Origin of the sequence: Undibacterium sp. TJN19 (assembly GCF_049339485.1) — a bacterium.
Taxonomy (GTDB): Bacteria; Pseudomonadota; Gammaproteobacteria; order Burkholderiales; family Burkholderiaceae_D; genus Undibacterium.
The window spans coordinates 18,483-37,759 of record NZ_JBMPPL010000010.1 but is presented as its reverse complement, the minus strand read 5'-3'; the positions used below and the strand labels follow the sequence as shown (position 1 = coordinate 37,759).

Sequence of the window (19,277 nt, the reverse complement as noted above, 5' to 3'; positions counted from 1 at the left end):
TGTCAGAAAATGTTTCTGATATGTTTGTTTGAGGATACCTCAATTCATCAACACTGCCAATGACAAGGGACTGGCATATCAAGCTATTATTTCGTGATGTTAGGGTTTTTGGTAAATTTCAGCGGCTGTGAATCCGTAGTTGAGCAACTATTATTCGACGAACAGCCGCCGCAGCCTGCGCCACAGCCATCAGAAGCCAGGGTATCTGCCTGATTGAATAGCTGTGTCGCCGTAGCCCGGAAAAATGGGATGCGTTGCAGATATTGTGTCCTGAATTTGTTTTTGGCCGTTTTGGGCATCCATTTCAGCATCAGATAAATGCTGGCCATCAACAGAAGCAGGGCAGCTATCAGGTTTTGCATCTTCTATCTCCCGATCAGAAAACTGGAAATATTAAAAGTCAAAAAAGACGCTACGTAGGCAAGACCAAACAGGTAAGCTGCCATCAACAAGGGGTAGCGTATGGTATTGGTCTCACGCTTGACTACGCTGAGAGTAGCAATGCATTGTGGTGCAAAAACATACCAGGCCAGCAAGGAAAGGGCGGTCGGCAAACTCCATGAATGTGCTATCAAAGGTTCCAGCGAACGGCTTAATTCTTCGCCGGATTGAGATAGGGCATACACCGTACCCAAGGCAGCAACAGCAACTTCACGGGCGGCAAGACCAGGCACTAGCGCGATGCAAATTTGCCAGTTGAAACCGATAGGCGCGAACAGATATTCCAGCAGGCGACCCAGATGGCCAGCAATGCTGTAATAAATTGCAGGTTGGATCGCACCTTCCGGTGCGCCAGGAAAACTGCTTAAGAACCATAGCAGTATCATCAACGCCAGGATAATAGTGCCAACACGTGTTGTGAAAATCTTGATTCGCTCCCACAAGCCCAACAAAAGATTGCGGATGTTTGGCAGGCGGTAATCAGGCAATTCCAGCATCAACGGTTGTTGGCTGGTATTGGTTCCCCATTTTTTCTTGAGGACAAATGCGACGAGCATGGCAGAGGCTATCCCCGCCAGATAAAGTATGAATAGCACCAGGCCTTGCAAATTGAGTATGCCAAGCACAGTCTGGTCGGGAATAAAAGCTGCAATGATCAGGGCATACACCGGCAGGCGGGCAGAGCAGGTCATCAAAGGCGCAATCATGATCGTCACCAGGCGATCGCGCGGGTTCTGTATGGTCCTGGTTGCCATGATGCCCGGTATGGCGCAGGCAAAACTGGATAACAATGGAATAAAGGCGCGACCTGAAAGACCTACCTTACCCATGATCCTGTCCAGAAGAAACGCAGCCCGTGGCAGATAGCCAGAGTCTTCCATGATCAGGATAAAGAAGAACAGGATGACAATCTGCGGCAAAAATACCAGTACACTACCTGCGCCACCAATCACACCCTTTACCAGCAATCCTTGTAATACACCGGGTTGCAAAGCGGCTTCCAACATGCTCCCAGCACCATCAACACCTGCTTTGATCAGGTCCATCGGTAACTGCGCCCAGGCAAATACCGCCTGGAATACCAGGAACATCAAAACTGCAAAAATGATGGGGCCGATGACAGGGTTTAACACCCAGTTGTCAAGCCGGAAACTGAGATTGGCAGCACTGTCACTGGCTGCGTCATTGACCTGGGTCACGCAGTTCAGCAGGATGGCATTGACCTGGTCCTGTACCTGCTCAGGACTTTGTGCTGACAGGGTATGTGTCTTGTTGTTTGCTTCAGGTATCAGCTCTTGTGCCAGTGACTCCAGTTCAGTCAACAAGGCATCAACGCCTTTTGGATCAACCGCAATAGTCTCGACAACAGGTATGTTCAAGGCATGGCTCAAGGCGGCGATATCAATATGGATATTGCGTTTCTTGGCGATATCCATCATGTTGACGGCAAGCACCAATGGCTGGCCAAGGGCAATGAGCTCAAACACAACCTTCAAACCACGCCGCAAATTGGTCGCATCCACCACGCACACGACAGCATCAGGCATGGCTTCGTCATGGCGCAGCCCGGTGACTACTTCCTGGGTGATTTTTTCATCTGGTGTGATGGCGTGCAAGCTGTAGGTGCCGGGCAAATCCAGTACATGCCAATATCGGCCTGTATCAGAGCGAAATTTTCCTTCTTTTCGCTCTATGGTTACGCCAGCATAATTGGCAACTTTTTGCCTCGCACCGGTCAATCTGTTGAACAGTGCAGTTTTTCCGCAGTTGGGGTTGCCGACAAGAGCGATACGCGGAGAAAACAATTCTTTCACCATTTCCCTACTTTTTGAGAATGAGTAACGCCAATTAAAGCAGCTTCAAAATTTCTTAATGCAAAGGTTGACTGGCCTATTCTAACTGCCAGGGGCTCGCCACCAAAATAGCCCTTATGCAAAATTTTTACCGACTCACCTTTAACAAAACCAAGTTCTTTCAAACGGCGAGTGATATTGAACAAGCTCTCGTTTTTTACATCACCCTGATCTTGCACGTCATGAACTACACCTGAATCGCCAACTTTCATCAGATTCAAAGTAGTAGAAGTTGCTTGCTGTAGTGGCAAACTGCTCATCGCGAAAATTCCTGTGTGCAAGAAATAAGTAAGTCTAAATGATAATGAGAATATATATCAATACGGTTTATGTTTCAATCGCTATAGTGCGTTTGCCTGCGCTGGCTTGATATTTCTCAGTGCAAAAGTTGATTTGTTTTATGAAAATGATAATTTAACAGGCACGGAAGCAATGCTTGCAGGTTTCCACATTTTTGGAATTTATTGAAGTTTGCAATACAGGTTCTTGCAAAAATTGCCGTGCATGAATATAGTTGTATAGTGCAACTATATTGAAGGCGATGAACAAAATGCATGCAGAATCACAAATTCAAGCTATCCGGGATGCATCTCGTCGGCTTGTGCGAGAACTTGGTTTTATGAAACCGACACTTGCTGGCACCAGCTTTACCGCGTCGGCCGTACATACCTTGATTGAAATAGGTCAAAACGGAGTGCTCACTGCGGCGCAACTATGTGAGGCATTAAACCTGGAAAAATCCAGCATCAGCAGAATGGTACGCAAGCTGGTCAATAATGGTGAAATACAGGAAAGCCCAAGTGAGCGGGATGGGCGTGAGAAACAGCTGACACTGACATCTAAAGGCTGGCAAAGCCTGGCTGAAATCAATCTGTTCGCACAAATGCAGGTGAGCAGCGCACTTGAAAATATAGCTGGATCACAACGTCACAAAGTTCTCGATGGTCTGGCTATTTATGCAGATGCACTTGCTGCCAGTCGCAGGGGAGATTTTAAGGTCGCAAATACTGACATGACGATTGAGGCGGGTTACCGCGCCGGCATCATCGGTCGAGCCGTAGAAATGCACGCTCGCTACTATGCGCGTACCGTCGGATTTGGCCGTTTTTTCGAAAACAAGCTTGCTTCGGGCCTGTCTGAATTTGTCGGGCGTCTTGATACACCGGCCAACCAGCTTTGGGCCGCCATGAGCGCGGGCCATATTGTCGGCACCATCGCGATTGATGGGGAGGATCTTGGCACCCATATCGCCCATCTGCGCTGGTTCATCGTAGACGATGCACAGCGCGGAAGTGGTGTTGGCAGACGCTTGCTGACAGCAGCCATTTCCTTTTGCGAGCAGCAGCATTTCAAGGAGATACAGCTTTGGACCTTCAAAGGTCTGGATGCTGCCCGGCGTTTGTATGAAGAAGCAGGTTTCACACTTGCTGAAGAGAGGCCGGGCAGGCAATGGGGCGAAGAGGTGATTGAGCAGCGCTTTCAGCGCAAGCGCACAACTATCGATGTACATTTTTAAGTGCAGGCCACCAGCGCAATGTCGGGGTGAACCCAGCCTGGCAATGCCGACATGGAAGATAACCATCGCTGTATATGAAGAAATTCAGCGGCGTCTATGCCTGTCTGTGATAACCAGAACAAATAGCCGGAACAACTGATATCGGCAATGGATGGGCCAGATGGTAGTAAGAACTCTGCATTGGCAAGTGTATTGTCCAACACTTTCAAGTCATTGATGGCTCGATCACGCAAAAAAGATAACACTTCAGGAGGCTGTGGTGCCCAACGCAAGGCATAGCGCAGATTCGGTACACTAAAACCTATGCGATTACTCTCCCAGCATAGCCATTCAAGGATAGCCTGCCATTCCATTTCATTCGCACCACAAAACTGTCTGCTCTTTTGCGCGAGATAAATAAGAATGGCGTTTGACTGGCAAAGCACTTGTCCCTCATCCTGAAGTACCGGCACTTCACCAAATTTGCTGACGGATCTGAAGTTTTCCAGTCTGGCATTCCTTGCCAAGGCAAGATCTATCCATTCATAGTCATGTGCCAGTTCAGACAATAGAAAAAAAGATCTGACCTTGAATGTGTGGCCAGAGTCAGTGCTTCCAAAAAGTCGCATATCATTCCTTCAGTAATATCAGTATGAATTCAAGCACCGCGTTTAAAATCCATTATCCAGTTAGTTTCCCAGCTTGCACCCCCGTCTGTTGAAAATGCCTGTTCCCAACGTGGGCGGTCAGTTGCTGGCATGGTCCACAGAAAGCGTACGCGTATCGCTTTGCCTGCAAATACATCTTCTGCGTAAAAGCTGCCCACGCCATCATTGAAACTGCCGCGCATCGGTGTGTCCAGATTGCCGGGGTAACGCCCGTCCAGCCACCAGATCGACCACAGACCTGCACTGGCATCAAATGAACGCAGTGTCGCTGCACGATAGGCGCCATCGGGAAAATGGAGCAGATTGTCATCAATATTTCCAAAGCCATTGAGTATTTTTTCAACGGCAGTGGTGCCCTTGAATGTTATCCATTCCTGGCAATTCGCAAGCCGTTCTTTCAGGCGTTGGTGAGTCACATCCCAATTGCCCATGAAAAAGTCAAAATCTCCGGCGCCAGTTTGATGATTGATCGTAGTCATGATTATCCCTTCAGTTTAATGTGCCCAAGCCAGGCACTGAACAACAGCATAAAATATATATAGGACAGAATTGAACCTATTAATTCATCAATATTCATGAGCAATGCGAAAACTTTCTGCCTGTTTGAATATATCGCCGCCATTTGCGCATATAGGGCAGAATATGTCCTGTTAATCTGACATTATTACGCTATGCCTCAAACGTATCATCCAACCACGCGCGTACTGGCAGTGCTTGAGCTGCTGCAAACGCATGGTCAACTGACCGGTGCTGAGCTGGCTTCTCGTCTTGATGTCGACAGGCGCAGCTTGCGTCGTTATATCGTCATGCTCGAAGAAATGGGAATCCCCATTACAACAGAACGTGGCCGCCACGGCGGTTACGCCCTGATGCCTGGATTTAAATTACCACCCATGATGTTCAGTGATGATGAGGCTCTGGCTTTGGCGATAGGGTTGATTGCGGCACGCAGCCTGGGCCTTGGCCTGGAAAATGCTGCGCTGGCCATTGCCAGTGCCCAGGCCAAACTGGAACGCATTATGCCAGTGGGTTTACAACAGAAACTGCGTGCCGTTGGTGACAGCATCAAGCTGGATCTGCGGCAAGCAAGCACTGTCATTGATAATACGACCTTGCTGGACCTGAGTTCTGCGGCGACAAGACTGCAGCGCGTTCATTTGTCCTATCAGGATGCCAGCGGAGTTCACAGTGAGCGCGATTTTGACCCCTATGGACTAGCTTTTCATTCTGCTTGCTGGTACGCCACAGGTATGTGCCATCTAAGGCACGATATACGCAGTTTCAGGCTTGATCGCATCAATTCCGTTACGCCTGTTGCGGTCAGTTTTCAGCGGCCAACCACATTCAATGCTTTAAGTTATTTGCGCAAGGCTGTGGCGACCATACCGCGCGCTTACACTGTAGAAGTGGTGTTGAAGACAGATATGCAAACAGCACGCCGACATCTATTTGATGCCATTGGCGTACTGGTGCAGGCAGATGACAGTAGCGTGGTGCTATATAACCAGTCTGATGACTTAAACTGGTTTGCGCGGCAACTTGCTTCTTTCCCTTTTGATTTTGAGATTCGCAAACCAGCAAAATTGAAGCGTGAAATCCAGAATTTAAGCAGCCAGTTGCTACGCTGCATTTGATGCTTACAAGGATGCGAGCACTGTTTCAAAATGAAATAAGAGTCTTACACTTATCAGGAAAATCAATAATTTAGGCATAAAAACGTCACCTGTTTAAATAATTCTTCATTTAATGCGTAATTTATTCATTTAGCGGCTTGTTAATTGAATTTAATTGTGGCAAGATTCAATCACTGAAACACAAAACACTTTTTAAACAGCCGAGAATGATCGTGAAATATATCTGCCAACAACTGCCGAAACACTATGTGCGCCGCTCTGCGCAGATACCGGCATTGCTGGTAAAACCGGCTGAGGATTCACTAGCAACAAAAGCCGGGCCAAATGCCTTGCATCGCAGGACAACAGCAGTTTGTGTTGCTGAAGCAGAAGTCTTGCCTGGCACGGGTCGAGATTTTGATCAGGCCTTTGACTGCGCCAGTCGCTGGTATCAAAAACAAACTATTCCGGGGGGTAGCCCAAGAATCACGTAGGCAGCTTAGTCTGCTCGCTGATACACAAGCTTGATAGCCCGGTTGACTGAAAAGTGCCGGGCTTTTTATCATTTAAAAACAAGTGTTTAGCACTATATCTCGATAGCTCAATTGGTAGAGCGCTGGTCTCCAAAACCAGAGGTTGAAGGTTCGATGCTTTCTCGGGATGCCATTTTTATCCGGTTGCCTGAGTGGTCAAAAGGCGCAGTCTGCAAAACTGTTGTTCGCCGGTTCGAATCCGGCACTGGATTCCATGTTCGAAATGTCGCCTTGATTTACCGCGATACGGTTTTACTCATTTCTCGCCTTAGCTCAGATGGAAGAGCGCGACGCTACGAACGTCGAGGTCGCAAGTTCGATCCTTGCAGGCGGGCCCATTCATGCGGCGTACAAATAAATGGGAATACCTCACGATTCCCGCTTGCTTTCACCTTGATCGGTGAGCGCTGCGCCAATCTCAACCCGCGGCACCTGAGCCTCGAAAAGGCTTGCGTCTGTTATTTTGCGTCAGTAGCTCAAAGGATAGAGTACCGGTCTTCTACACCGGGTGTTGCAGGTTCAAGTCCTGCCTGATGCGCCATCAGACAGATTTTTATGTTTTTCAAATTTACTTAACGTTCAAAATTACCCAAACAGACAGGTGAAGTATGCAGCAAATTTTGGTCTTGGATATTGCAGGTACGCCGTATGGCTGGATGAGTCCAAACGACGCGGCAAGTTACTATGCAGCCGATAAAGTGGCCTGGGAAATCGGTGAACAATTGATCTTGTTGCGTGGCGGAACGAATATGTTTGGGCAGCAATCAAAGATTTCAGTGAAACCTGTTATCTCGATCAAAAACAGCGACCGCATGTCAAAAAGCTTGAGACACCACATCCCGCTGGGAGATGGTAACCGTCTGCTGTATGCACGCGACAAATATTTTTGCGCATATTGCGGTGAACAATATGCATCTCATGATTTGTCACGTGATCACATTCTGGCACGCTCACGGGGAGGCAGGGATGTCTGGGAAAATTGCGTTACTGCCTGTCGTCGCTGTAATCAGGCGAAAGGCAGCAAGCTGGTGCATGATTTCAAGCCATTGATTTATGTGCCGTATGCACCATGTCGATTCGAGCACTTTATCCTTAGCGGCAGAAACGTGATTGCCGACCAGTTAGACTATTTGTCTGCCAAGTTGCCAAGGCATAGCCGCCTCTTGTAGACTTGAGTCCTCCCATATCGATTTCAAGTCCAACAGGATCATTGCCAATAAAGCATTGATCCTGTGTGGCGTATTATTGCTTTGTGTCGCAGAGGGTGAAAATCAAGCTTCTGCCGTTATGTGTACAGACAACGGTCTCACTATGATTAAAGAAAAAAATTGATTACACTATTGGCAAGCTGGTATTTGGCCAGTCTTTTTTCAGAAAGTGACTGCGCCCATTTCGCCTGCCAACAAATTTATCGTGTGCCACGAGTGCGACCTGATCTGCATTGACGCGGCGCTGTCGACCGGGGAAGCAGCAAGCTGCCCGCGTTGTCAGGCCACGCTTTACAGGAATGGCCGGGCCAGTCTGGATCTGGCGTTGGCTGTGGCAATCACGTCAGTGATTCTGTTATTGATATTAAACAGTTTCCCGCTGTTGACACTGAAGGTGCAACAAGTCAGCCGTGACACCACCTTGTTCAATGCAGCCTTGGCGATGTGGGACGACGGCATGCATATCATATCCATGTTGGTCATTCTTACCACCATGTTGGTGCCAGCGTTACAGATATCGGTCGCGCTGTATATTTTATGTTTATTGAAGTTCGGTGACGCCAGCCGAGCGCTGGGTGCTCCCTTGCGTTTTTTACAGACACTGCGGCCATGGAGCATGGTTGAAGTATTCATGCTAGGCCTGCTGGTTTCGCTGGTAAAGCTGCAAAACATGGCTGATATTGTGATAGGCCCGGCCTTGTGGGCATGCGCATGCATCATTTTTGTTACAGCCGCATTGACGTCCATACTCACCCCACGCAATGTGTGGCTATGGGCTCATCCAGCATCTCAGGAAATGAATGCCGGAGTAAAGCATGTCTGAGTACCAGCCTATCCCCACTTCCAATCTGGCCGGCAAGACAGGGGCAGAGGTAGGCTTGCTCAGTTGCGATATCTGTGAAACTTTGTGCTGCACCAAAGATGAAGCTGCTACCCATTGCCCGGTTTGCGGTGCTTCACTGCATTTGCGTCATAAAGACAGCCTGGCAAAATCGCTTGCCTATCTGGTGGCTGCTGCAATTCTGTATATACCTGCCAATTTACTGCCAGTCATGCACACCGATACTATTTTTGGTGCGCAAGATGACACTATCATGAGCGGCGTGCTGGTGTTGCTGGATACAGGTTCCTGGCCATTGGCATTACTGGTTTTTTTCGCCAGTATTGTCGTCCCTTTACTGAAACTGTTTTCCATCAGCCTGCTGCTGCTGACAAGCTGGCAGAAATCAAGCTGGAACCCCTTGCAGCGCACCCAGCTGTTTCGCGTTATCGAAGCAGTAGGGCGCTGGTCCATGCTGGATGTGTATGTGGTGACGGTGTTGGTGGCACTGGTACAGTTTCAATCCCTGGCATCAGTTCATCCTGGTGGCGGGGCACTGGCATTTGGTGCTGTTGTCGTGTTGACGATGCTGTCCGCACAAAGCTTTGATTCACGTTTAATCTGGGTGACTAAAAAAAATTCTCATGAGTGATCCAACTTCAGAAAATGCCGAAACACAGGCAGAGAAAGAAAAAACCGTTGATGCCATAGTGCCGGTTGTCAAGGTAAAGGTGCGCAGGCGCATGCCGTCCTTTGTCTGGGCAGTGCCTATCATTGCAGCCCTGATAGGGCTCTGGCTGGTCGTGCATAGTGTTACCAGTCAGGGGCCTGTGATTACCATTACCTTTAAAACCGCGGAAGGGCTGGAAGCCGGTAAAACCAAACTACGTTATAAAGATGTCGATGTCGGCCATGTAAAAGCAATTACCTTGTCGGCTGACCGCAAACGTGTGGTGGTCACTGCGCAACTGATCAAAAGCGCTTCAGATATCCTGGCTACCGATACCCGTTTTTTCATCGTCAAACCACGCATTTCCGGTGGCTCGGTATCTGGCCTGAGTACCTTATTGTCAGGCAATTACATCAGTGTTGATGTCGGTATGGCAGATACCACGACCAATGAATTTACCGGTCTGGAAGAGCCACCCCTGGTTAATCGCGACTCACCAGGACGCGAATTTGTCTTGCATGGCGCGCAAACCGGATCTGTTAATTACGGCTCTCCTATATTCTTCCGGCATATCAATGCCGGGCATGTCACCAAATTTCACCTGGATCAGGATGGCAAGGGCGTCACCATCAGGGTATTTATCGATGCACCTTATGATCAGTACGTCACTGCTGATACGCGTTTCTGGCACGCCAGCGGTGTCGATATGCAGCTGGACGCCAATGGCCTGCGCGTTACCACCGAATCGCTGACTTCACTGATTGAGGGCGGGCTGGCATTCCAGGAGCATGATGATGCGCTACCCGGTGGCAAGCCGGCATTTGAAGGTGCCGTTTTTTCCTTGTTTGAAGACCGTGAGCATGCGATGCGCGCACCCGATACCAAGGTTCGCAGTTTCCTGATGTATTTCCCCGAAACCTTGCGCGGCCTTTCAAAAGGCGCTCCGGTAGATTTGCGCGGCATTGTGATCGGCGAAGTGAAATCGCTGGGTGTGGAATTTACTGAAAATGGCCGGTTGCCACGTTTTCCGGTGGAGGTCAGCCTTTATCCGGACCGTCTGAAATCCAGGGTCAGGTCAGGTACGCGTCTGCCTGATGATGATACGGAAGCCAAAGAGCATTCCTTGCTGGATCACTTGCTGGCACGCGGCCTGCGTGCCCAGTTGCGTAGCGGTAATCTGCTGACCGGTCAACAATATATTGCCCTGGATTTCTTCCCTGATGCGCCGCCCGCCAAAATGGACTGGAGCAGCAGTTACCCCGTGCTGCCGACAGTCGGTGGTGGTCTTGGTGAAATCCAGGATACGGTTGGACGCATTGCCAAGAAAATAGACAAACTGCCGTTTGATCAAATTTCTTCTGAACTGGTACAGGCGTTGAGCAAACTCAATACCACGCTGGCAAGCACAGAAAAACTGGTGCGCCGCCTCGATACTGAAGTGACGCCAGAATTGACGTCAACTCTCAAGGAAGCACGTGGCACGCTCAACAGTGCCAACGCAGTGCTCGCAGAAGATGCGCCCTTGCAGCAAGACGTGCGCGAATCGCTGAAGCAGGTGGCCAAATCAGCCCGCGCCGTGGCTAATCTGGCTGATATGCTGGAGCGACATCCTGATGCGCTGGTCTTCGGTAAACAAAAGGTAAAGCCATGATGCGAAACATAAAAATAATAGCCTTAAGCCTGGCAATATTGTCGCTGAGCGCTTGCACCACCCCGGTCATTGAACATTTTTACCGGCTTAACTATCCGGTTGCGGCGCTTAGCACCGCAGAGCCCAAATATGAATTGCTGATCGCCAGCGTCAAATTGCCTGACGCTGTTAACAGACCGCAACTGGTTATCCAGAAATCAGCAACAGAATCGCTGGTTTCTGATGAACAGCGCTGGGTCGCGCCGCTGGATGAACAAATCACACAGGCACTTATTGCGCATTTGCGCACCCAGTTGCCAGAAGCCTGGATGTCATCTGAGGCAAGCGCAGGCACCGTGGCATCTGCCAATTTGCCACGCTATCATCTGAAGATACAGATCGACCAGTTGCTGATACAAAGCGGTGATCAATTGACATTGGAAGCGACCTGGCTCTTACAGGATGGCAGTCGAAAATTACTCAAGCGTGACCGCAATGTTTTCACGATCCGCCTGAACGGGCAGGGCTATGAAGCCGTAGCCCCTGCCGTGTCTGAAGCGGTATTGCAATTATCCAGTCAGCTTGTAAAAACTGTACAAAGTAACTCCAAGCTGGCTACTGGCAGTAATTAACTTTTTATTTGAACTTTCATTTGTTTTAGCGAAGTCATCATGTCAGACAAAAAAATCCCAGGCCATATCGATAACATGGATTTGCCAGTTGATCCTTCCCGTCGCCGCTTATTGCAAGGTGCCGCAGCGGCTGGTATTGCAGGCAGTTTGCCGATCATCGGCGAGGCTGCGGTTGCCAAGCCGGACACCAGAGTAAGCGGTTCACTTGATACAAAAATCAAGACGCATATAAAAAACGTCGTGGTGATTTATCTGGAAAACCGTAGTTTCAATAATTTGTTCGGCAATTTTCCTGGTGTTCGCTATCCATTGTCCGAAGTACCTTCGGCGGCCTCGGCACAAAAAGACCGGGACGGTTCAATCCTGCCAAGCTTGCCAAAAGTTTGGGGTGGCATGGTGCCTCGCGGCCAAAGTCTGGGTGGCAAGACCTACATGATAGACGAAGATAAAATCCATGATTTGCCGAATGCGCCCTTTGCGCTGAAAGATGCCGAAGGCCAGCCGTTACCAACTTCCGTCATTACGCGTGACCTGTGTCATCTTTTCTATCAAAATCAGATGCAGATCAATGGCGGCAAAAACGACCAGTTTGTTGCCTGGGCGGATTCAGGGGGCTTGCCTATGGGGCATTACGGCGAAACGCATAAAAACCTGGATTTATGGAAAATCGCCCAGCAATATACCTTATGCGACAATTTTTTCATGGCAGCATTTGGCGGCTCTTACCTGAATCACCAATTTCTGATATCGGGGCGGACACCTGAATATTTCCACGCGTCAGAAGGGCATGCAAGGAAGAAAATAGCAGTTACTGAAGATGGTCCGAAAGGGACGAAACTCGCACTCGATAAAGATAGCCCTCCATCTGCACTGAATGGCAAACCCAAATATGTGAAAGACGGTGCGATCACGCCGGATGGCTATGCCGTCAACACCATGGCGCCGCCTTACCAGCCAAGTTATATCAAACCTCCGCTGGATGGTGATGCGACACTTGCTGATCCGGAAGATCCGAGTACGTTGCCTCCACAAACTTACGATACGATAGGTGATTTGCTATCAAGGAAAGGCGTAAGCTGGGCCTGGTATGGAGGTGCATGGCAGGCCGCCCTGGAATATAAAGGTGGTGGGGAAAAACCGAACTTCCAGTATCACCATCAACCCCTCAATTATTTCAAACAATTCGCACCCGGTACTGCTGCACGTGCCGAATATTTGCGCGATGGTGGCCTGGGCGACAGCCCTATCTCCAATAAATTTCTGGCAGATGTCATCGCCGGTAAATTGCCTGCGGTAACGTTCTACAAACCGCAAGGTAATCTTAATATGCACGCCGGTTATTCTGATGTTGAATCCGGCGATCAGCATGTCGCCAATGTGCTGGAACATTTGAGAAAAAGTCCGCAGTGGAAAAACATGCTCGTTGTTGTGACTTTTGATGAGAATGGCGGCTGGTGGGATCATGTTGCGCCACCAAAAGGTGACCGCTGGGGACCTGGCTCAAGAATTCCGGCCATCATTATTTCACCGTATGCGAAGAAGGCAAACGTCGATCATAATTTTTATGACACCACATCGATCATGCGTTTCATTATGCGTCTGCATGACCTGCCTTTGCTGGAAGGCTTGAAGGTACGCAATGCGGCATTTGCTGAAAGAGGGGCTTTACCCCCGGGTGACCTGACTGCAACTCTTAGTTTTGCGTAACAACGGTTTGCATAAAGGATTTTGAATACTGCAATGCTGATCTAAATGTGTTTGCTCTCGAAGTTTAAGCACTACCTCGCGAAGGCTGCCACCCGGTCATGCGACTCTTCAAATCCCAGGTCTTTCAGATCCAGATGAAGCTGTTTTAAGCTTCATCGCTGCTTACGATTCTTGCTAGCTTCGGTTCTAAGCCAGCTTGATAGCTGTAACGCATATTTATCGATGGCACTTGTTGTTTATCGATCCGCGTATGCTGGCTCTGTGACTTCTGAGCGCAGATAGCGTGGGACAGTGTTGCGAGAGATGCCTAGTCGTCTGGCAATCTCTCGTAATGGGATCTGGTCACGAATGTGCCAGCATCTAATAATATCTAGCAATGCTACATCAATCACTTCTGCCCCCTACTCATCAATATAAGTAGGATTGTGTGCTAAACATGGGTCAATTTTCCATGCAAATCACAATTGCTGTATCGGATGACATATCTCAATAAGATTACCCCAAGGATCGCTGAAAAATGCGAATCGTACTCCCAGCCCTGGCGCGTCTCGCGCCTCGCTGACGATTCTGACTTCGCGGCGCTTTAATTCTTCGATAGCTACGTCGACATTTGCCACGCGCATGCAAAGGTGGTGCCAACCACCAACTGTATGGGTGTCGATTAGTTGTTCATAACTAGGGCGTTCTGCACATCCCGGACCTGCGATAAATTCGATAAGAAAACTGTCATCGCTTGCGGGCGCAAGAAAAGCGAGAGTTTTTTCACCTAATAACATTGTTCGTACCAACCTAAAATCTAGCTTGTGAGTGTACCAAGCGGCTGCAGCTTCAAAGTCCGGCACGCGAATGCCAATATGGTCGCCTTTCCAAGAAGCGAATGGACTGGATGCGTTTTTTGGCAGGGCGTTATCAACTGAGTTCATACTGTATTCTTCCATAAAGTAAATTTAGTGCAGCAATCATAACGTTCAATAAATGGATTGATAACGATGCTGGAACCGAATAGACTGATCGCTATGAAGAACAATCATGAGCCAACTCTGGACGATTTGTCTGTCTTTGTCGCAGTTTGCAAAGCTAATGGCTTTCGCGCGGCAGCAAAACAGCTTGGATTATCTCCTTCCCACGTGAGCGAGATCATCACTCGCATTGAGAAGCAATTAGGATTACCTCTTTTAATTCGCAACACCCGCAGTGTCATGCCAACTGAGGTAGGGCGTTTGCTCGAAAATCGCCTCTCGCCATTGTTTGCCGAGGCACATTCATCGATACGCGATCTTGGAGGTCCCGGCATACAGGTTCAGGGACTTCTAAAATTGAATGTTACTGGGGCGGTTATGGTTGATATTTTGCCTCCCTTGATTGATCGTTTCCTTGTCATGCATCCCGCGGTTAAGATAGAAATTATCGTGGATGATCGCTTAGTTGATGCGATCGCCGAAGGATGTGATGCAGGTATTCGTTATGGCGAAAATTTAGCGCAGGATATGATTGCAATACCGATTGGCCCTCAGTGGCAGCAATTGGCTCTTGCCGCAGCGCCATTTTATTTAGATGGCCGCGACTGCCCAAACCATCCGCTAGAGGTTTTACAGCATGAATGCGTAAGATTGCGTTTCACCAGCGGAGCACTCACCGCTTGGGATTTTGAGCGGGATGGCGAGAAGATCAGAGTTGATCCGCCGAGTCGCTTGATTTTGGGGGTTGATGCAGCGGCGGCTGCAATTGGCCTCGCATGTGATGGGCATGGCCTCATATGCACATTTAAGAATTGGCTTGATCCCTTTTTCGAAAGCGGACAGCTCGTGCCGGTCATGCCCGACTGGTGGCAACGATTCGAAGGTCCAAGGCTGTACTTTACTAGTAGACGTATGCCAGGTCCTTTGCGTGCTTTTGTGAATATGATTACAGAAACAGCATAACGCATGACGTCGCAAAAAATGTGTATTCACAATGCTCAGTGGCTGCAACAAGTTTTTCCAATTTCCGACCTGCAATATCTTTACCGAGTCAATGTAACGGTTTCGACGGTATATTTTCTCTCTACAGCGGTCAACGCCAAATTCTTTCAACGGCACATTGCGGACATACAGATGATTATAAATTTCTGAACTCTTAGAATTAAAAATGATTAATGATTCCGCGAGAATTTATTCTTGGCGACGAATATCAGCCTGGACTGGCACGCGTCACCTATTCGCGGTATCGTTTTTGATTCTGAGGAGGTAATGTAAGATACATGGTGGCCAGGGCAATCCAAATCGGGGCTGTCATCTTTCAGCGATACTATAAGCTACTACCGTACCAGTGCTAAGCATCTTCTTAGCACGCAACCTATTTTCGCACCGAAGAATTTAGCCCAAGGGGACTAGAAGTTCACCGTTCTGATTTATCTTTTTCGTTTGGTCAGAGCCTTGATTTGTGATGGTGCGACTCATGGTTGGAAGACGAGCTAGAAATTCGCAACAATATAGAAGCAATTTAGCTTATAGAAACTCTCACATACTGTCCGGCTGTCTTGAGATCACCGTTTCCTGAGACCTAAATCACAAAGTTTCCTGGGTCGTCTTCGTTACCGGTCAGGTTATATCCGTCGCTACGGTAAGTGTTACTTCCCTTAAATACCACGTCCCTTGTCCGATATTGACGACAGCGAGTTGCGCATCAGACAGACAGGTATCGCCTGAGTCCGAACCGTCAATACAGCGCAAAGCTATAAAGTTGACAAGCTTTGGGGTGCATGCTGTAGGATTTGCAAATATGCCATCAACAATCCCGTCAAGCCCATCGCGCGGATCTCATTTGCTGAAAGAGGGGCCTTACCCCCGGGTGACCTGACTGCAACTCTTAGTTTTGCGTAACAACGGTTTGCACAAAGGATTTTGAATATTGCAATGCTGATCTAAATGTGTTTGCTCTCGAAGTTTAAGCAATTCCAGGGCGGAGCGCTGCATTACTGCTTTCCAGTCGATCCATTAATATTTTCTTTTCACCATCGCGAAAATTTAAAAATTCCAGACCTAGCCGGAAAGAATATTGAGACAGAATGGTATAGACCATTCTGCTCTCCACTTCTATCTTTTGTGCTTTCAGGCCAACATTCAATGGGGGCAGCGTCATGATGATGCTGACTCTTCCATTAAAAAAGACATTGAATTCACAAAACATGCTGAGACCATTTTCGGAAATGTCATTGATCTTGCCGTAATAGGTCAGTTTTTCACCGCCAAGTTCATGAATTAAAACGACCTCCCATTTCACCAGGTAACGGCTGTGTGACCGTAATAACTGCGTTTTGACCGCGTGGAATTTGGCGAGTGACTGGGAGATCTCGGCATTTTGAGAGGGGGGAGAGTCCTGGACTGAAATCATGTCACCCAGATCGGGGGCAAGAACAGGTGGTGTTAAAACACTGTCTTCTGCTGTGGCTTCATTGAGCAACGCGTCAGGAGACTCCGGCGCTGCCGGTTCAGAGCCATAGGAGACTTTTCTTTTTCCAGGTACTTTGTGCATGGCACCATTATATATAAAAAAAACCTATCAATAATTTCCACGTGGAAATTATTAAGGATTCCCATTGGCCTTTGCGCATTCAGTTCCAGCGCCAACTTAATCTGAAAAAGAATGAACTTATTAGCTTATTTTTAGACTAATCCAATTGGGCCTTAGATATATTCTTTGGAACAAAGAGGGAATCATTTTCTATTTTCACATTTTTTCTATAATAATATGATGAAAAAAACACTTACTACTCTGGCGGTCATGAGCCTATGCCAGATCGCCAGCGCTGATGAAGGCATGTGGATGCCGCAGCAACTGCCACAAGTCGCCAAACAGCTGAAGGCTGACGGCTTGAAACTGGATCCTGCAACGCTGACCAAATTGACCGAGTTCCCTATGGGGGCTATCGTCAGCCTGGGTGGTTGTTCGGCTTCCTTTGTTTCGCCACAAGGTTTGGTAGCAACAAACCATCATTGCGTGTATGGCAGTGTGGCGCATAACTCCAAACCAGAGCGCAATTTATTGGCGAACGGTTTCCTGGCAAATAGCCTGGAAGAAGAATTGCCGGCATCCCCCGGCTCACGTATTTTCGTCACTAAAGACGTCAGCAATGTCAGTGGGAAAATCATCGACAAGGTCACTGCCAAATTGAATGGCAAGGCGCGTGTTGATGCGATTGAAAAGAATTCGAAATCCCTGATCGCCGAATGCGAAAAAGATGCAGGCCATCGTTGCAACGTCTACCCGTATTATGGCGGACTTGAGTTTTACCTGATCAAACAGCTGGAAATTAAAGATGTACGTCTGGTACACGCACCACCTGAAGGCGTGGGCAAATTCGGTGGCGATACCGATAACTGGATGTGGCCACGTCATACTGGCGACTATGGCTTTTATCGTGCCTATGTCAGCAAAGACGGCAAATCGGCTGATTACAGCAAAGACAATGTGCCTTACGTTCCCAAGCATTTCCTGAAACTGGCAAAAGATAATCTCAAAGAAGGTGACTTCATCATGGTGCTCGGTTATCCAGGCCGCACCAACCGTCATCGTCTGCCATCAGAAGTTGCCTACACTTTCGACTGGAACTATCCAGCGACAGTCAAGGATATGGGCGAAATGCTGGCAATCATTGCTAAGGAAACCAGCGACAGTCCTGATGCCAAGCTCAAATATGCGAGTCAGGTGGCAGGTATCAATAATTACTACAAAAATCGCCAGGGCATGCTTGACAGCTATGCAGGCAGCGATATTCTGGCACGCAAAACCAAAGAGCATGATGATCTGAAAGCCTGGATCAACAGCAACCCTGCACGTGCCAAGGAATTTGCAAGCGATATCGAACAGGTAGAAAAACTGATCGCAGAGCGTGATGCCCTGGGTAAACGTGATTTTAATCTGACCGGTTCTTATCCACGATTCTTGGTGACAGCACGTACCCTGTATCGTTTGTCCAATGAATCCACCAAGCCGGATGCAGAGCGCAAAGCAGGCTTCCAGGTACGAGATTTGCCACGCTTCAAGGCGGGCATTGAGGGGACAGAGCGCAATTACGATGAGAAAGTCGACAAGGCTTTGGTCTTGCACAGCCTGAGCAAATACGCCGCGCAACCAAAAGCAGAGCGTAATGCCAATTTTGATGCTGCTGTAGGCATTAAAGACGGCATGTCAGAAGCTGACTTGAAATCCCTGTTGAACAGCTTGTATGCAGGCAGCAAAATGGGTGACAAGGCTGCACGTAGTGTATGGTTGAATGCCAAACCTGAAGACTTCAAAGCCAGCAATGACAGTTTCATCAAGGCAGCTGTTGCCATGTACGAAGGCGGCTTGAAGCGTGAAGCTGAAGATGAAGAACTGTCAGGTAAAATCCAGCAGGCTTATGGCAATTACATGAAGGCAAAAATCGCCTATATGAATAGCAAAGGCCAGGCAGTGTACCCCGATGCCAACAGCACCTTGCGCGTAACCTTTGGCAAAGTGGCAGGTCGTGATCATGGTACCGCTGATGGTCTGGCATGGAGCGCCTTTACCACTGTCAACGGCATCCCGCCAAAAGCAACCGGTACTGGCGAATTCAATGCGCCAGCGGCACAACTGGCTGCAATCAAGGCCAAGGATTTTGGCAAATATGTGGATCCGCAACTCAAAACTGTACCGGTAAACTATCTGGCAACACTGGATATCACTGGTGGCAATTCCGGTTCGGCAGCATTGAATGCCAAAGGTGAATTCATCGGCTTGGCTTTTGACGGCACTCTGGATTCCATCATTTCTGACTGGGATTACAACAAGGCTAATTCCCGTTCCATTCAAGTTGATTTGCGTTATATGTTGTGGCAAATGAAGCATGTAGATAAAGCAGATCGCCTGCTGAAGGAAATGGGCGCAGAGTAAATCGTCTGTAAAAATGATGCGGATTTTTAATTCACATCATTGGTGAAATAGATGAAAAGAAACCACCTCCAGGCATGGAGGTGGTTTCTTTGTTTTTAAGCTGCTCAGTTTG

Annotated in this window: 18 protein-coding genes, 4 tRNA genes and 1 pseudogene; 15 read left to right on the top strand and 8 right to left on the bottom strand. The window is 48.4% G+C overall.

Going from position 1 to position 19,277, the window contains the following annotated elements; translation table 11 throughout:
• Positions 1 to 86: 86 nt before the first annotated feature.
• From ACO0LH_RS22225 to ACO0LH_RS22215, 3 genes are read right to left on the bottom strand one after another with little or no spacing between them, the layout of a single operon-like run.
• Positions 87 to 362, bottom strand: coding sequence for a hypothetical protein (locus tag ACO0LH_RS22225; protein WP_422943323.1), 276 nt, complete (start codon positions 360 to 362; stop codon positions 87 to 89).
• Between the two features lie 3 nt (positions 363 to 365).
• Positions 366 to 2,255 (bottom strand): ferrous iron transporter B, encoded by a 1,890-nt coding sequence (gene feoB, locus ACO0LH_RS22220; RefSeq protein WP_422943322.1) that lies wholly within the window; start codon positions 2,253 to 2,255, stop codon positions 366 to 368.
• Positions 2,252 to 2,554 (bottom strand): FeoA family protein, encoded by a 303-nt coding sequence (locus ACO0LH_RS22215; protein ID WP_422943321.1) that lies wholly within the window; start codon positions 2,552 to 2,554, stop codon positions 2,252 to 2,254. The genes feoB and ACO0LH_RS22215 overlap by 4 nt, the downstream gene beginning before the upstream one ends.
• A 359-nt stretch (positions 2,555 to 2,913) precedes the next feature.
• Between ACO0LH_RS22215 and ACO0LH_RS22210 the strand changes: the two genes are divergently transcribed.
• Positions 2,914 to 3,810, top strand: coding sequence for a bifunctional helix-turn-helix transcriptional regulator/GNAT family N-acetyltransferase (locus ACO0LH_RS22210; RefSeq protein ID WP_422943320.1), 897 nt, complete (start codon positions 2,914 to 2,916; stop codon positions 3,808 to 3,810).
• Here the strand turns inward: ACO0LH_RS22210 and ACO0LH_RS22205 are convergent.
• Both ACO0LH_RS22205 and ACO0LH_RS22200 read right to left on the bottom strand, forming a co-directional pair.
• The gene (locus tag ACO0LH_RS22205) at positions 3,807 to 4,418 is read right to left on the bottom strand and encodes a glutathione S-transferase family protein (protein WP_422943319.1); all 612 of its coding nucleotides are present in this window, start codon (positions 4,416 to 4,418) and stop codon (positions 3,807 to 3,809) included. The genes ACO0LH_RS22210 and ACO0LH_RS22205 overlap by 4 nt on opposite strands.
• A gap of 29 nt (positions 4,419 to 4,447) precedes the next feature.
• Positions 4,448 to 4,936, bottom strand: coding sequence for a DUF1579 domain-containing protein (locus ACO0LH_RS22200; protein WP_422943318.1), 489 nt, complete (start codon positions 4,934 to 4,936; stop codon positions 4,448 to 4,450).
• A 192-nt stretch (positions 4,937 to 5,128) separates the two neighbouring features.
• Here ACO0LH_RS22200 and ACO0LH_RS22195 point away from each other — a divergent pair, with 192 nt between their 5' ends.
• The 12 genes from ACO0LH_RS22195 to ACO0LH_RS22140 all read left to right on the top strand — a co-directional run bounded on the left by ACO0LH_RS22195 (position 5,129) and on the right by ACO0LH_RS22140 (position 13,270).
• Positions 5,129 to 6,091 carry a helix-turn-helix transcriptional regulator gene (locus ACO0LH_RS22195; RefSeq protein WP_422943317.1) on the top strand — a complete coding sequence of 321 codons (963 nt, stop codon included), beginning with the start codon at positions 5,129 to 5,131 and terminating at the stop codon, positions 6,089 to 6,091.
• 137 nt (positions 6,092 to 6,228) lie between these two features.
• Positions 6,229 to 6,564: a hypothetical protein gene (locus ACO0LH_RS22190; RefSeq protein WP_422943316.1), complete on the top strand. Its 336-nt coding sequence runs from the start codon at positions 6,229 to 6,231 to the stop codon at positions 6,562 to 6,564.
• A gap of 96 nt (positions 6,565 to 6,660) precedes the next feature.
• A tRNA-Trp gene (locus ACO0LH_RS22185) sits at positions 6,661 to 6,736 on the top strand.
• A gap of 5 nt (positions 6,737 to 6,741) precedes the next feature.
• A tRNA-Cys gene (locus ACO0LH_RS22180) sits at positions 6,742 to 6,818 on the top strand.
• A gap of 47 nt (positions 6,819 to 6,865) precedes the next feature.
• Positions 6,866 to 6,941 (top strand) — tRNA-Arg (locus tag ACO0LH_RS22175).
• Between the two features lie 127 nt (positions 6,942 to 7,068).
• A tRNA-Arg gene (locus ACO0LH_RS22170) sits at positions 7,069 to 7,144 on the top strand.
• A gap of 67 nt (positions 7,145 to 7,211) precedes the next feature.
• The gene (locus ACO0LH_RS22165) at positions 7,212 to 7,772 is read left to right on the top strand and encodes an HNH endonuclease (protein WP_422943315.1); all 561 of its coding nucleotides are present in this window, start codon (positions 7,212 to 7,214) and stop codon (positions 7,770 to 7,772) included.
• A gap of 208 nt (positions 7,773 to 7,980) precedes the next feature.
• Positions 7,981 to 8,634 (top strand): paraquat-inducible protein A, encoded by a 654-nt coding sequence (locus tag ACO0LH_RS22160; RefSeq protein WP_422943314.1) that lies wholly within the window; start codon positions 7,981 to 7,983, stop codon positions 8,632 to 8,634.
• Positions 8,627 to 9,283 (top strand): paraquat-inducible protein A, encoded by a 657-nt coding sequence (locus ACO0LH_RS22155; RefSeq protein WP_422943313.1) that lies wholly within the window; start codon positions 8,627 to 8,629, stop codon positions 9,281 to 9,283. Before ACO0LH_RS22160 ends, ACO0LH_RS22155 begins: the two co-directional genes overlap by 8 nt.
• Entirely contained in the window at positions 9,276 to 10,952 is a 1,677-nt protein-coding gene (locus ACO0LH_RS22150) for an intermembrane transport protein PqiB (protein ID WP_422943312.1), read from the top strand. Before ACO0LH_RS22155 ends, ACO0LH_RS22150 begins: the two co-directional genes overlap by 8 nt.
• Complete coding sequence (locus ACO0LH_RS22145) at positions 10,949 to 11,563, top strand: PqiC family protein (protein WP_422943311.1); 615 nt, start codon at positions 10,949 to 10,951, stop codon at positions 11,561 to 11,563. Before ACO0LH_RS22150 ends, ACO0LH_RS22145 begins: the two co-directional genes overlap by 4 nt.
• Before the next feature lie 39 nt (positions 11,564 to 11,602).
• Positions 11,603 to 13,270, top strand: coding sequence for an acid phosphatase (locus ACO0LH_RS22140; RefSeq protein WP_422943310.1), 1,668 nt, complete (start codon positions 11,603 to 11,605; stop codon positions 13,268 to 13,270).
• 74 nt (positions 13,271 to 13,344) lie between these two features.
• On the opposite strand, the pseudogene ACO0LH_RS22135 reads toward ACO0LH_RS22140, so the two are convergent.
• A pseudogene (locus tag ACO0LH_RS22135) lies at positions 13,345 to 13,662 on the bottom strand (IS21 family transposase); the annotation flags it as partial.
• 66 nt (positions 13,663 to 13,728) lie between these two features.
• On the bottom strand, positions 13,729 to 14,193 hold the full coding sequence (locus tag ACO0LH_RS22130; protein WP_422943309.1) for a VOC family protein: 465 nt from the start codon (positions 14,191 to 14,193) through the stop codon (positions 13,729 to 13,731).
• A gap of 93 nt (positions 14,194 to 14,286) precedes the next feature.
• Here ACO0LH_RS22130 and ACO0LH_RS22125 point away from each other — a divergent pair, with 93 nt between their 5' ends.
• Entirely contained in the window at positions 14,287 to 15,192 is a 906-nt protein-coding gene (locus ACO0LH_RS22125; protein ID WP_422943308.1) for a LysR family transcriptional regulator, read from the top strand.
• A 1,003-nt stretch (positions 15,193 to 16,195) separates the two neighbouring features.
• Here the strand turns inward: ACO0LH_RS22125 and ACO0LH_RS22120 are convergent.
• The gene (locus tag ACO0LH_RS22120) at positions 16,196 to 16,783 is read right to left on the bottom strand and encodes a PilZ domain-containing protein (protein WP_422943307.1); all 588 of its coding nucleotides are present in this window, start codon (positions 16,781 to 16,783) and stop codon (positions 16,196 to 16,198) included.
• 219 nt (positions 16,784 to 17,002) lie between these two features.
• Between ACO0LH_RS22120 and ACO0LH_RS22115 the strand changes: the two genes are divergently transcribed.
• Positions 17,003 to 19,165: a S46 family peptidase gene (locus tag ACO0LH_RS22115; protein ID WP_422943306.1), complete on the top strand. Its 2,163-nt coding sequence runs from the start codon at positions 17,003 to 17,005 to the stop codon at positions 19,163 to 19,165.
• The last annotated feature ends 112 nt before the right edge of the window (positions 19,166 to 19,277 follow it).